This is a genomic window from Clostridium hydrogenum (genome assembly GCF_021432385.1).
GTDB classification, from domain to species: Bacteria; Bacillota; Clostridia; order Clostridiales; family Clostridiaceae; genus Clostridium_S; species Clostridium_S hydrogenum.
In genome coordinates this window covers 1-14838 of the sequence record NZ_JAEACT010000003.1, presented here as the reverse complement: position 1 = coordinate 14838, position 14838 = coordinate 1, and the positions used below count along the sequence as shown (strand labels likewise).

Genomic DNA, 14838 nt, shown 5'->3' with positions numbered 1-14838 from the left:
TGAGCATTATGATGCAAATTGATTTGGTTAGTTGAAAGGGCTATCTATATTATATAATTAATTGTAAAAAATTTCAAATTATATTCCTAATTTTTGTAAAAATATTGCAATGTGAAAGGCAGGTTTAAAAATTGGATTTTTCAGCTTTAGTTTTAATGGAAGTAGATAAGGAAAAAAAAGTTTTTAAAAAAGAAATTGGAAGTTATAATGTTAACGATGGTGCTGAGTTCATTACTAAAATGTATTATGATGGAGAAAAGGTATCTGTTTTTTTTGATACAAAAATTGATGTTGAGGATTGGCAATATGCTGCATGTTATGATTTAATAAACGAAGATATTTTTACAAAAAATGGATTTGAAATTTCTGATGTAGACGATGAATTTAACCCAACTTGGCTTGTTAAATTTGATTTTATAGAAGATCACGATGAAATGGGCAAAAAAATAAATTGTTTATGTACATTGATAAAAAATGAAATGAATAGAGTTTTTGATGATATGGAAGGTAAGAGGGAAGAGTATATTTAATGGATAAACTTGAAAAATATCTAATTGAAGAATTATGCAATAAATATGGCTGTGTTTTAAATGAATTTGAAAATCATGAATATAGTCATCAATTTTGGACTGCTAAATTCAAGGTTAATGATTTTGAGCATTATATAATTTTTTCTCATGAAAAGGATTTTAAATACATAGATAATTCATCTTGCTCAAATATAAATATAAGTGATGTTTACGATGATTTTATAATAAAAGTTTTGCTTGTAGAAAAAAGAACAGTATGGCAGCAGCATTTAGAGTTTAAAGGAAAAGGCAAGCTAATTGTAATAGATAAAGAGACAAGAGAAATTTTGTATTGTGACAATGATATTTTGCAAATAGGTGATATATTGCAAAATTCAATGAGCCTTATTCAAGATAATTCAGAAAAAAATAAGTATTTAGTAACATGGACGCTCATTGGAATAAATGTGATTGTTTATATTATTTGCGCAATATTATCAAGGAACCCAATAGATATAGATATAAATGTTTTAAATAGGTTAGGTGCAAAAAATAATGAATTGATTTTAAATGGTCAATATTATAGATTATTTACATGCATGTTTCTTCATGGTGGGTTGTTACATATAGCATCAAATATGTATTCTCTTTATTGTGTTGGATATATGGTTGAAAAAGTGTATGGTAAAGCTAAATATTTATCTATTTATCTGATATCTGGTATAATTTCTTCTGTGTTTAGCTTTTTATTTAGTGATGCAATATCAATTGGAGCATCAGGAGCTATTTTTGGAGTTTTAGGAGCAGTTTTTGTATTTAGTTTTATGATGAGAGATAAAATTGGTAAGCAATTACTTATTAATATAGTTTCTGTCATAGTGTTAAACATATTTATAACAATGAGTGTTCCTAATATAGATATATTTGCGCATATAGGTGGTTTCATAGGCGGAGTCTTGATTTCATTAATGCTTGGAAGAAACCTATGGAGCAAGAAGGCTAAAATTTAGAGAGAATATTGTAATAAATAATTATAATTGCAAATTAAAATTATTGCGAACCTTTTTTCAAAGTACAGAGTACAGAGTACAAAGTACAGTGAAGGATGGTTTTCTTCCGTTCCACTACAGAAAATCTTAAAACTTATTTCTTATTATTTAAGCAATCGCACCACATATGGTGCTTAGCGAAGCTAATGATGTTTTAGTTTTAAGATTTATTTGACGAAAGGAAGATAAATCAACCTTCATTGTACTTTGTACTTTGATTTAATTGGTTCATAATTTTTTAATAGCACTATAGCTTATTTAATATTCAAGGTCCATTTTTAATATCTTAACATATCATTTCATCTATATCTTTATCATAAATAGTTTCATCTTGTAAAAGACGATTTGACATAGTTTCTAACAAATGTTTATTTTCAATTAATAATTTTTTAGTTGATTCATAAATTTCATTTAATTTATCTTTGCACTCTTCAAGTATTAAATTTGAAGCTGAAGGATCAATACTAGACAACTCTTCAATATTTAAAAGCCCAAGACTTGTTCCCATACCGTATTGAGTTAACATACTTGTAATCATCTTTGTACTTTGTTTTAAATCACTGTAAGCACCAGTTGTAATGTGGTTTTTGCCAAATATAATTTCCTCAGCAGCACGTCCACCTAATGTTACCATAATTCTTTTAGTTATATAATCTTTATTTTGATACATTTTATCTTCTGGAATACTTAATGTATAACCTCCAGCTCCTTTAGTGCTTGGAATTATAGTTACTTTGGAGATTTTATCCTCTGGAAGCATTTTCATGGAAACAATAGCATGTCCAGCTTCATGGTATGCAGTTATATTTCTATCTTTACTGCTTATGTGATCCCTATTTATTTTTTCATGCCCTGCAACTACTATTGAAAAAGCCTTTTGAAAATGAATGTTTTCTATATAATTACTATTATCTTTACAAGCGAGGATAGCAGCTTCATTAACAAGATTTTCTAATTTCGCACCAGAGAAATAAGATGTTTTTCTTGATAAATCATCAATATCAATGTCTTTTATAGGTTTATTTTGCAAGTGCAGAGATAATATTTTTTTTCTAGCAGCTATGTCAGGTAAGTTTACTTCTATATGCCTATCGAATCTACCTGGTCTTAGAAGTGCAGAATCAAGAACATCAAGTCTATTTGTAGCTGCAATTACAACTATACCTTGTTTTTCATTAAAACCTGACATTTCAGTTAAAAGGGCATTTAAAGTTTGATCTCTTTCTTCAGAACCACCAGCTTTTCCATTTCGCTTTTTGCCGATTGCATCTATTTCATCTATAAATATAACAGCACGACCATGGTTTCTAGCTTTTTTAAAGAGCTGCCTTATTCTGCTTGCACCAACACCAACATAAACTTGGACAAAATCCGAACCAGACATAGCATAAAAAGGAACATTAGCTTCACCAGCTACAGCTTTTGCAAGGAGGGTTTTACCTGTACCAGGTTCCCCATAGAGTATTATACCTTTTGGCATCCTTGCACCATAGGAATGATATTTTTCTGGATTTTTTAAGAAATCAATGACATCCTTAACACTTTCCTTTGCTTCTTCATTTCCAGCAACATTTTCAAAATTTATACCTATATCTTTAACAACATCTGTATCTAAAGCGTCTACCGCAAACATTTTTTTTGATGACAATTTAGAGGATTTTAAAGAAATAAATACAATATATAATACAGACAAAGATAAAAAGGCAGCAGGTATAACATCGCCTAAGTATACAGGAGCTTGTTCAGAAACTTTTATTCCATTTTTAAGTAAATTTTCTTTAAAATCATTTGTGCGAGGATTATCTGTTGTGTATATTGAACCATTTTTTAGCTTTACGTTTATGGATTCAGAGTTAGTTAAATATACAGTAGATATTTTTTTTTGCAATATGTCTTTTTCAAAATTTGTATAGAGAACATAATTATTACTTTTTGAATAATAATTTGAAACTATCATTAAAATAATAGAAAATACTGAAACGATAATCGGAATGAAGATATGTTTATTTTTTAGGTTTTTCATCAGTATACCTCCGTATCAAATTAGTTTACATAATACATTATATACTATAAATAATTAATGTCTATTGGGAAGTGGAGTTATGAATGTATTTAATTAACAACCACTTCATTTGTATAAAGAACTTTATAAAGATATTGATGAAAAAATTATAAATTATGTTTAATAAATAAAAAAATGCATAACATATATTTGGAGTTGAATTAAAAAAATATGTGTTAGGAGTGAGTTTATATGAAATTTTTAAGGGGAATGACAACAGGAGCTGTAATTGGAGCAGTAGCTAGTATGATTATAGCTCCTCAACTAAGTTGGAGTACAAAAAGAAAATTTACTAAATCAGGTAGAATGATTAGAAATACGGCAGAGGATCTAATGGACTCAGTAAAAAGTTGGAATAGGTAAAAAGATCGGATAGAAATATCCGGTCTTTTTTTTATTTTAATTAAAAAAAAAATATAATTTTTTGGAAGCAGATAAAAAAATATGTTATAATTAAATAAAAGAATAAAAAAAATAAGAGATATATATACAATTTAGGAATATTTAACAAAAACTTTTGCGATTAATAACATATATCTAGGTAGAGGGAGATAAACATGGAGATACTGTCTTTAGGAGAAAAAATTAAAACTAGAAGAAAAGAATTAGGAATGACATTAAAAGATTTAGCAGGGGATAGAATAACACCAGGACAGATAAGTCTTGTTGAGTCTGGCAAGTCAAATCCAAGTATGGATTTACTTGAGTACCTTGCAAATACGCTTAATACTTCAGTAGAGTATTTAATGGAGACAGAAGAAACTCAAGCTGAAAAGATATGTGCATATTATGAGAATACTGCTGAAGCGTATGTATTAAATGACGAAATTGAGGAAGCAGAAAAATATTTAGAAAAAGCAATGTATTATACAGAAAACTTTAAAATAGAATATAGAAAAGCTAAAATACTATATTTGCATGGTTGCATAAATATGAAAAAAAATGAGTTAGGATTAGCACAGCAATATTTTTTATCATCTAATGTTATATTTATTAAATTAAATTGCCATGAAGAAGTTGTAAATACATTTATAAAGATTGGTAAAATAGCATTGGATCTTAAAGCATATAATTCCTCATCCAGTTATTTTGAACAGGCAGAAAGAGTTTTTTTGGATAATAATATAAGTAATGATTTTTTAATAGGACAGATATATTATTCAATGTCATGGATTTATTTTAAAATGAATGAATTAGATAAATCTATTAGCTACTGTATGCTGGCAAAGCAAAAGTTTACTCAACTTGAGAATAAAAGGGAATATGCTAAAACCCTTCTACTTTTATCAAAGGAATATGGTAAAAAAGGTGATATAGATAATGCAATAATGTATTCTAAGAAATCTTTAAAAGTTTTTAAAGAAAATGAAGAAATAAATATAGTGGGAGAAATAGAAAATAATCTTGGAAAATTATTTTATGAATTTGAAAATATTGAAGAGTCATTTGTTCATCTTGAAAGAGCTAAAGAAATAAGAAACAAATATAAGGGACATCAATTAATAGAAACATTAGGAAATATTTGTGATAATTATATTAAGCTTAAGGATACAGAAAATTGCAGAAAAATATTACAAGAAATAAGCGATAACTTAGAAAGTAGTAATTATGTTGATATGCTTAAATTCTATATGCTTACTTATAGAGTAGAATTAATGAATAAAAACTTTAAAGAGGTAGAAAATACACTGTTTATGGCTTTAAGGTATGCAGAAAACTTAGATTTAGATAAAGAAGTAGCAGAAATTTCATTGATTATGGGAAAATATTATATTGATAATGGAAATGATGTGGAAGCAGCAAAATACCTAAATAAGGGGATAGAGAAATTTAAGAGCATAGGCATACTAAAAGACTTATAATCAGATAGGTGTGTGTGAATATGGAAATATTATCTGTTGGTGAAAAAATAAAAAGAGCAAGGATATATAAAAGATTAACTCTAAAAGATATATGTGATGATAAAATATCTGTTTCTAAAATGAGTTGTATTGAAAATGGTAAAATAGCTCCAGATGATTATATAATCGAGTTTTTAACTAAAAAACTTGATGTAAGCGAAGATTACTTAAGATATGATGTTAAGACTCAATTTCTTCATAATTTGGATAAGTTTAAAGAAATTGAAGAGAAAGATAAGGAAGAATTTTTAAAGTATAATATTTACTATTCTAAAGAATATAACTATTATGATATGGCGTTTGAATTTATGCATTTACTATTTAATTACCATATTGATAAAAGTGATATTGATGCATCTAGGAGATTGACTTCTGAGTATTATGAAATATGTAGAAAAATAGATAAGCATGAAAATGAAATTAAATATAGCATGGATGTAGGAAGGTTTCTTTTCGCAAGTGGTGAATATATTCAAGCTGCTAATCATTATAATAATTTAGAAAAGAGTATAGAAGAAATTAGTTCATCAAATAAGGACGAACTAATGGCACAAAATTATTATTATGAGGCTGAAGCTTATGTTATGGCACATTTTTATGATAAGGCACTTGATGTTGCAAGTAAGATACTTGATTATATACCTGTTATTAAAAAAGATAGTAATAAGGCAGATATATATAATCTAATCGCATTTTTATGCTTAAAAACTGATAATGAAAAATATGAAGAATTAAAAAGTGAAGCTAAGAAATATTATGATTTAAGTAATAAGATAAAAGCTCAATACACATATATTTGCAGTTTGGAATTGCTAAAAGAAGGTAAAATTCATGAGTTTAAGAAATATTTATGCGAAGCACTAGAATTGTGCCCAAAGGATGAAGGAAATGTATATTCACATTTTATGGTAGATTATATAAGTGAATTAATTAATGATGATGATATAAATAAATACGAAGAATTATGTGATGATATATTAGATTATGCTATAAAACAAAGTGATAATTTGATAATAGAAAAGGCATATTATTTGAAAGCTAAGATTTTTGAAAAGAATGAAAATTTAATTTCTTTTGAAATGTATATGAATTTATCTCTAGATTTTTTGTCTAAATTAGGTGATAATAAAAAACTTTATTATAGATATTTAGAAATGGGTAAGATGTATTACAAGCTTAAAAATACAAAAGAATCTTTAAAATATTTTAATCTAGCAATAAATTTAAGTAAAAAAATATAAATTTAAGGAGTGTGGAAGTATGAATGTTGATAAATTAACTGTTAAGGTTCAGGAGGCTATAAATGATGCTCAAAATGTAGCTATAACATATGATCATCAGCAAATTGATACAATCCACCTTTTTATGGCGATTATATCTCAAAAAGATGGTCTTATACCTAATATATTTGAAAAAATGGGAGTTAATCTAAAATCTATTGAGGATGATACTAAAAATGAACTTGATAGAATGCCAAAGATATTAGGTGAAGGTGCTAGAAATTCATCTTTATATGTGACAAGAAAATTTGAAGAAGTATTTGTTTGCGCAGAAAAAAAGGCTGGAGAGTTTAAAGACTCCTATATAAGTATGGAACATGTTGTTTTAGCACTTATGGAGGTTGATAATTTTACAGTTGGGAAAATATTAAAAAACAATAATGTTGATAAAAAAGCTTTTTTAAGTGCACTAGCAACTATAAGAGGAAATCAAAGAGTCGATACCAATGATCCAGAGGGAACTTACGATGCACTAAAGAAATATGGAAGAAACCTTGTAGAAGAAGCAAAGAAGCATAAGCTTGATCCAGTTATAGGAAGAGATGAGGAAATAAGAAGGGTTATTAGAATAATATCTAGAAGAACTAAAAACAATCCAGTACTAATAGGTGAGCCTGGTGTTGGAAAAACCGCAATAGTTGAGGGCCTTGCTGAAAGAATTGTTAGAGGTGATGTTCCAGAGGGACTTAAAGATAAAATTGTATTTTCACTAGATATGGGATCACTTATCGCAGGGGCAAAGTATAGAGGAGAATTTGAAGAAAGATTAAAAGCAGTTCTTAAAGAAGTTCAAAAAAGTGAAGGAAAAATAATTCTTTTCATAGATGAAATTCACACAATAGTTGGTGCTGGTAAAACGGATGGGGCAATGGATGCTGGAAATTTAATAAAACCTATGCTTGCAAGGGGAGAACTTCACTGTGTTGGAGCTACAACCTTTGATGAATATAGAAAATATATTGAAAAGGATAAAGCACTTGAAAGAAGGTTCCAACCTGTAATTGTTGATGAGCCAACTGTAGAAGATGCTATATCAATATTAAGGGGACTTAAGGAAAGATTTGAAATACATCATGGTATTAGAATACATGATAGTGCAATAATAGCAGCAGCTAAGCTCTCGGATAGGTATATTACGGATAGGTATCTGCCAGATAAAGCAATAGATTTGATTGATGAAGCAGGCGCTATGATTAGGATGGAAATAGATAGCATGCCTACTGAACTTGACGTACTTAAAAGAAAAATATTTCAACTTGAGATAGAAAAAGAAGCTCTCTTAAAGGAAAAAGATGCTGCATCAAAGGCTAGACTTGAAATTTTAGAAAAAGAATTAGGTGATCTAAAAGAAAAAGACAAAGCTATGACAGTTAAATATGAAAAAGAGAAAAATCAAATACAAGAAATAAAAGAGCTTAAAACAAAGTTAGATGATTTAAGAGGACAAATTGAAAAGGCAGAAAGAGAATACGATTTAAATAAAGCAGCGCAGCTTAAATATGGAGAGGTACCAACTTTAGAGAAGCAAATTGATGAGAAAGAAAATATTATAAAAGAAAAAAATGAAAGTGCAATGCTAAAGGAAGAAGTTACGGAAGAAGAAATATCACAAATAGTTTCTAAGTGGACTGGTATACCAGTGTCAAGGCTCGTTGAGGGAGAAAGAAAAAAATTAGTAAGACTTGAAAGCGAACTTAAGAAAAGAGTAATAGGTCAAGATGAAGCTGTTACTTCTGTTTCAAATGCAGTAATAAGGGCTAGAGCTGGACTTAAAGATATAAGAAGGCCTATTGGATCTTTTATTTTCTTAGGGCCTACTGGTGTTGGAAAAACGGAACTTGCAAAGACACTAGCTAGAACACTTTTTGATAGTGAGGAAAATATAATAAGAATAGATATGTCAGAATATATGGAAAAGTATTCGGTATCTAGACTTATAGGAGCACCTCCGGGATATGTTGGATATGAAGAAGGTGGTCAGCTAACTGAGGCTGTAAGAAGAAAACCATATAGTGTAATATTATTTGATGAAATAGAGAAGGCCCATGATGATGTGTTTAATATATTTCTTCAAATTTTAGATGATGGAAGACTTACAGATAATAAAGGTAAAGTTATAGATTTTAAAAACTGCATAATAATTATGACCTCTAATATTGGAAGCAGCTATCTTTTGAATAATAGTGATAGTTCTTCTGTGGATGCGGAAATAAAAGCTAGAGTAATGCAAGAATTAAAAAGTAGGTTTAAACCTGAATTTTTAAATAGATTAGATGATATAATTATGTTTAAACCTTTATCAAGCAATGAAATTACTAAGATAATAGATATTTTTTTACAGGATATAATAAATAGATTAAAAGAAAAAAATATAAAATTAATTGTAACTGAAAATGCTAAAAAGCTTATGTCAGATGAAGCATATGATCCAGTGTATGGAGCAAGACCGCTTAGAAGATATATAGAAAATACTATTGAAACAGCAATAGCTAAAAAATTAATTAGTGGAGAATTTTATGATGGCATTGATATAATTGTAGATGAAAAAGAAGGAAATTTATCCGTGCAAAAAGGCTAATTTCAAAATAATGAATATTATGTAGAAGGTAACTTAAATTACCTTCTATTTTTTTTGATAAAAAGCATAACATAGATATAGGAATAAAAAAACAAAGGATGGTGCAGGTTATGAACATAAGAAGAAAAATATGTATTGCAGTACTAATTGTTTTTTTGTGCAGTAATTTTTTTAACACAGAAGCAGTTAATGCATTAGCTGACAATGAAAAAGAGAAGAAAATTGCTTTTTTAACTTTTGATGATGGTCCTTGTATAAATAATACTCAAAAAATAATAGATATATTAAAAAAAAATAATATAAAAGCCACTTTTTTTATAGTTGGTCAGAAAGCAGATGAAAATCCTAAAGCAATGAAGGAACTTGTAAGTAGTGGAATGTGCATAATGCCTCATACATATTCACATGAATATAAAATATTTAAGACGTTAAATGACTATGAAAATGATTTAACTAAGTGTATTAATACTATAGAGAAATATACAGGAAAAAAGAAATTTGTTTATGTAAGAGTTCCTGGAGGTTCAGATAACCTAGTCTCTAATAGATATGTATTAAGAGATATAAGAAATGATATTATTAAACAAGGAAGATATTATGTAGATTGGAATGTAAGCTCAGGAGATGCTACTGCACATTATGTGCCTAGGGATAAAATAATAAATAATGTTAAAGAGCAGTGCACTGATAAAAAAATTGCAGTAATATTAATGCACGATGCATATTATAAAAAAACTACTGTAGAATCACTTGATGAAATAATCAAATATGTGAAAGATAAAGGGTATACATTTAAAACCTTTGATGAAATAAGCGATGCGGAAAAAGATGAGCTCATTAGAATAAGGGTCATAAACAGAAAACAAAAAATAGATTAAATGCAGGAAAACGGTGTTTTGTTTTCCTGCATTTTTTCTATTATTTATGAGTTTCTCTATTAACTATAAATTCTTTTGCCTTTGTTTCAAGGGAATCATCTAAAGGCTCAAGATCTATGGTACCATATTTATTTTCAAGGGCAGTTTTTATAAGTCTATCAGCAAGTTCTGGGTTTTTAGATAAAAGAGAACCATGGAAATAAGTACAAAAGGTATTTTTATAAATACAACCTTCATAACCGTCAGAGCCATTATTTCCAAAGCCTTTTATTACTTTACCGAAAGGCTTTAAATCATTAATATAGGTTCTACCAGAATGGTTTTCAAATCCAACATAAATTTCAGCAAAATCTTCATTTTTAATAACGGTATTTCCTATAAATCTAGTTTCTCCAGGTTCTGTATATATGTTTAAAAGATTAAGACCATCCAGCTTTTCACCAGTAGGTGTTGTATAGTATTTCCCTAAAAGTTGGTACCCGCCGCAAATTGCTAAAAAAACCTTTCCGCTGTTTATGTATTCACTCATAGCTAATTTTTTAGTTTGAATTATATCCTCTGAAACTATTGATTGTTCATAATCTTGGCCGCCGCCAAAGAAAGCTATATCATATTTGCTACTTTCAAATTTATCGTTAAGTGATACATTAAATATATTTACTTTTATATTTCTTTGTTCAGCCCTATATTTTAAAATACGAATATTTCCTATGTCTCCATAAACATTAAGTAAGTCTGGATACAAGTGGCATATGTTAAGTTCCAATATTATTCACCTCACTACCAAAGTTTTTTAATGAATCCATTTGAATATAAGAATTTTCTAAAGTCTATCATAGCTGTGTAAGTTGCAAGTACATAAATTATTTCACCATTGCAATTCTTTAATTCTTCTAAAAGTTTATCAAAGTTTTCTGAAAGTGTGAAATTTTCATCTTTAAGACCTGCTATTTTTAATCTTATAGCCATATCATAACGTCTTATACCGGAAACCATTATTTTATTTAATTTTAAGTCAGCTAAATTTTCAAAATCTACATCCCAAATCCATGAAACATCACGTCCATCTGCGTAATTGTCGTTTAGCAAAACAGCTAAGTCAAGATTTCTTTTATCAAGGGATATAGTTTTTATAGCTTCATCATAGCCTGCTGGATTCTTTACGAGTATTATTTTAACTTCTTTTCCGTTTATAGAAATTGATTCTTGTCTACCAAAGCTGCTTTTTGAACTCTTTAATGAATTAAATATAATTTCATTGTTTATTCCTAATGTTTTTGCAACTGAGTATGCGCACAGACCATTATATATGTTATATGCGCCAGGTTGATTTAAGTAGCAATCACTTCCGTTAATTGATATTGAAGAACCAGAAGGATCCAAATCTTTAATATTGTCTATATAATAATCCAAAGTTGGCCTTTTATAACCACAATGTTCACAATAGAATTTTCCTAAATGATTATAAGTAACAAATTCATACTTATATGGATGCTTGCATTTTTTACAAAACTTAGCGTCAGCATTTATATTAATCTTATTATTTGAGTTAATTGGAGAATCAAAACCATAATATATTTTTTTATTTGGAACATCTAAATCTCCAAGTAAAGACTCATCTCCATTTAAAATTAAGTCAGCATCAGGAACTTTTGTTACGCCTTCCATTATTTTTGAAAGAGTAGTATAAACCTCGCCGTACCTATCAAGCTGATCTCTAAAAAGATTTGTTATTACAATCGCCTTTGGATTTACAAATTCCGTTAAAAATTTTAAGTTCGCTTCATCTATTTCTATCACAGCATATTTATCTGTGGTATTTTTGAAAGAAAAATGTTCTATAAAGCAAGAGGTTATACCTGGTTTTAAGTTTGCTCCTGTATTGTTTGTTATAACATTCTTGCCAGCATTTTTTAGTATGCTGTAGATTAAATTTGTAGTTGTCGTTTTTCCATTTGTTCCTGTTATGAAAACTACGTTATAGCCTTTTGTGACCGTTAAAAGAATTTTCTTATCTAACTTTAAGGCTACTTTTCCAGGAAAGTTTGTACCACCTTTAAATAGAAGTTTTGATAATTTAATAATTGATTTTGATATAATAATGCTAAAGAAACTTTTAATATTAATTTTGAACACCTCCGATGTCTATTATTATAATACATATTTTTTATATTTACATCTATATAGTTATTATTATGTAAAAAATGTATGAGATATCTTAATTAAAATTAAACTGAAAGAGTATTTCGCTTATAATTTCCTAAAATATCATTTACAGGGGATACAGTTACAAAAGCCGTTGGCTCTACATCTTTAATAACTGTTCTAAGTATAGATAATTGGTACTTTTGAATTACTACATATAAAAATTTCTTTTCTGTATGAGAATATCCACCTACAGCATTTACAAGAGTTACACCTCTATTAAGCCTATCATTTACAGCTTTTATTATGGCTTCAGAATTGTTACAGATTATAAAACATTGCCTTGATGATGAGAAGCCTTCCTGTACGGCATCTATTGTTTTGGAACGTATAAAACTCATAATTAGTGCATAGAGTACGGATTGAGGACCCAAAACAAATCCTACGAATATGTATACAAAGATATCCTGACATAACATAATTTTTGAAAGTGGTACAGATTTTAAATTATTCCTTACCATTTTGGCAGATATATCTAATCCTCCTGTTGATCCACCACCCATAAAAATCATAGACATGCCTATACCTGAAACAACACCACAAAATATAGCAGAAGTAAGTTTGTCAGAAACTGGTATGAAGTGGTAACTGGAGAAATGTGAATTCATGAAATCTATTAAAAAGGATGAAACAATAACAATTATTCCGCTTTTTATTGCAAAATTTCTTCCAAGTAGCCTAAAACCAAATAAAAATAGTGGTATGTTTAATAGTATGGTAGAAATACCAATTTTAAAATTAAAAAGTTTGTTTAAACATAAGCATATACCCAAAATACCTCCAGTTCCTATTTTTGAAGGTGTTAGTAGTATGCTGGCATAAACGGAAAATAAAATACATCCTACAAATAAAAGTAGATAACGTTCCAATTTTACAGAAAGGCTAATTTTATTTTTTAGTTTAAATAGTATTGAAAAGTGCGAAAAAATTTTTCTTATAGAATATGTCCTTTTCATAGGTTTCAACTCCTTAAGTTTTATATAAAGTTAAATTTACCTATGAAATACTAACATAATAATGAATGTACTGCAACTTTAAGTTTAATTATAAAAGGTTACTATTTTATTAATTTTAATATTAATATATTGAATGTATTGAGTTATATAGTATAATTAAATTTGTCATGCGTTTAATTTATAATTAAATTTATAATTATGAGTTATGAGATATAATTTAAGGGGGAAGGTATTATAAATGTACATAAATTTAATTTTTATATTTAAGATAATATTCGAAGGTATTATTGAAGGTATAACTGAATTTTTGCCAGTTTCGTCTACAGGACATATGATTATAGCTGGAAGTCTTATAGGGTTTAAAGAAGGTATAAAACCTACACTATTATATAGTAAAGGCTTTATTGATATGTTTGAAGTAGTAATACAACTTGGTGCAATATTAGCGATTGTTGTACTTTATTGGAATAAAATAATATCAACACTTAAACCATCAAATTTATGGCCTTCTATGAAAAAACATGAAAAATCTGGAGTTGCTGTAATAGGAGAATTTTTTTCAAGAGGATACAAAACAAAAGCAGGATTTAAATTTTGGATTAATATTGTAGTTGCATGTATACCAGCTGTATTAATTGGATTTCCATTTCAACATAAAATTGAGAAAGTATTATTTTATCCGAAACCAGTTGCAGCTGCTTTAATTGTTGGAGCTATTTGGATGATATATGCAGAAAATAAATTTAGAAAAAAAGCAACAATTAAAAGTGTTGATGATGTAACTCTAAAGCAAGCAATTATAATTGGTTGTTTTCAATGTTTGGCTTTATGGCCTGGTATGTCTAGATCAGCATCAACAATTATAGGTGCCTGGATAGTTGGATTATCAACAGTGGCAGGAGCAGAATTCTCGTTTTTCCTTGCTATACCAATGATGATTGGGGCATCAGGACTTTCACTTATTAAAAGTAAAATTGTGCTTTCAAGTATACAAATAATAGGACTCGGAATAGGATTTTTAACAGCTTTCATAGTTGCTTTATTTGTAGTTGATGGATTTGTAAGTTTCCTAAAGAAAAAGCCTATGAGAATTTTTGCTGTGTATAGATTAGCGGTAGGAATATTAGTTTTAATATTGGCATTTGCAAATTTAATATAAAACCGATATGAAATGAAGGACGTTGTAGATGTTGTTATTATAATTATTGAAACGGAAATTTTAAATAATGAGAACCACCATTCAGAGTACAACTGACAGAGTACAGAGTACAGTGAATGATGATTTTCTTCCGCCTTGCTACAGAAAATCTTATAACTTATTTTTTGATTGCTTACGCAATCGCTATATTATCAATATTGTTCAGCGAAGCTGACAACATTTAAGTTTAAGATTTACCTGACGTAAGGAAAGGTAAATCAT

12 protein-coding genes are annotated in these 14838 nt (G+C 28.3%); 8 read left to right on the top strand and 4 right to left on the bottom strand.

Annotated elements, in window-relative coordinates; genetic code table 11:
* Positions 1-131: 131 nt before the first annotated feature.
* Together CUEA01_RS13300 and CUEA01_RS13295 are read left to right on the top strand one after the other, a co-directional pair.
* Complete coding sequence (locus CUEA01_RS13300) at positions 132-530, top strand: DUF6762 family protein (protein WP_234122184.1); 399 nt, start codon at positions 132-134, stop codon at positions 528-530.
* Complete coding sequence (locus tag CUEA01_RS13295; RefSeq protein ID WP_234122183.1) at positions 530-1519, top strand: rhomboid family intramembrane serine protease; 990 nt, start codon at positions 530-532, stop codon at positions 1517-1519. Before CUEA01_RS13300 ends, CUEA01_RS13295 begins: the two co-directional genes overlap by 1 nt.
* A gap of 325 nt (positions 1520-1844) precedes the next feature.
* Here the strand turns inward: CUEA01_RS13295 and CUEA01_RS13290 are convergent, their stop codons facing one another.
* Complete coding sequence (locus CUEA01_RS13290; RefSeq protein WP_234122182.1) at positions 1845-3581, bottom strand: ATP-dependent metallopeptidase FtsH/Yme1/Tma family protein; 1737 nt, start codon at positions 3579-3581, stop codon at positions 1845-1847.
* 231 nt (positions 3582-3812) lie between these two features.
* On the opposite strand from CUEA01_RS13290, the gene CUEA01_RS13285 reads away from it, so the two are divergent.
* The 5 genes from CUEA01_RS13285 to CUEA01_RS13265 all read left to right on the top strand — a co-directional run bounded on the left by CUEA01_RS13285 (position 3813) and on the right by CUEA01_RS13265 (position 10257).
* A complete protein-coding gene (locus tag CUEA01_RS13285; protein ID WP_234122181.1) occupies positions 3813-3983 on the top strand; it encodes a YtxH domain-containing protein in 171 nt (56 codons plus the stop codon).
* 194 nt (positions 3984-4177) lie between these two features.
* The gene (locus CUEA01_RS13280) at positions 4178-5482 is read left to right on the top strand and encodes a helix-turn-helix domain-containing protein (protein ID WP_234122180.1); all 1305 of its coding nucleotides are present in this window, start codon (positions 4178-4180) and stop codon (positions 5480-5482) included.
* Between the two features lie 20 nt (positions 5483-5502).
* Positions 5503-6762, top strand: coding sequence for a helix-turn-helix domain-containing protein (locus tag CUEA01_RS13275; RefSeq protein ID WP_234122179.1), 1260 nt, complete (start codon positions 5503-5505; stop codon positions 6760-6762).
* 19 nt (positions 6763-6781) lie between these two features.
* Positions 6782-9379 (top strand): ATP-dependent chaperone ClpB, encoded by a 2598-nt coding sequence (gene clpB / locus CUEA01_RS13270; RefSeq protein WP_234122178.1) that lies wholly within the window; start codon positions 6782-6784, stop codon positions 9377-9379.
* A gap of 110 nt (positions 9380-9489) precedes the next feature.
* Positions 9490-10257 carry a polysaccharide deacetylase family protein gene (locus CUEA01_RS13265; protein WP_234122177.1) on the top strand — a complete coding sequence of 256 codons (768 nt, stop codon included), beginning with the start codon at positions 9490-9492 and terminating at the stop codon, positions 10255-10257.
* Positions 10258-10297: 40 nt separating this feature from the next.
* On the opposite strand, the gene CUEA01_RS13260 is transcribed toward CUEA01_RS13265, so the two are convergent.
* From CUEA01_RS13260 to CUEA01_RS13250, 3 genes are all read right to left on the bottom strand, one after another.
* On the bottom strand, positions 10298-11023 hold the full coding sequence (locus CUEA01_RS13260) for a type 1 glutamine amidotransferase (protein WP_234122176.1): 726 nt from the start codon (positions 11021-11023) through the stop codon (positions 10298-10300).
* Positions 11024-11037: 14 nt separating this feature from the next.
* Complete coding sequence (locus CUEA01_RS13255; protein ID WP_234122175.1) at positions 11038-12393, bottom strand: MurT ligase domain-containing protein; 1356 nt, start codon at positions 12391-12393, stop codon at positions 11038-11040.
* Positions 12394-12485: 92 nt separating this feature from the next.
* Complete coding sequence (locus tag CUEA01_RS13250; RefSeq protein ID WP_234122174.1) at positions 12486-13418, bottom strand: YitT family protein; 933 nt, start codon at positions 13416-13418, stop codon at positions 12486-12488.
* A gap of 238 nt (positions 13419-13656) precedes the next feature.
* Between CUEA01_RS13250 and CUEA01_RS13245 the strand changes: the two genes are divergently transcribed.
* Complete coding sequence (locus CUEA01_RS13245; RefSeq protein ID WP_234122173.1) at positions 13657-14577, top strand: undecaprenyl-diphosphate phosphatase; 921 nt, start codon at positions 13657-13659, stop codon at positions 14575-14577.
* Positions 14578-14838: the final 261 nt, after the last annotated feature.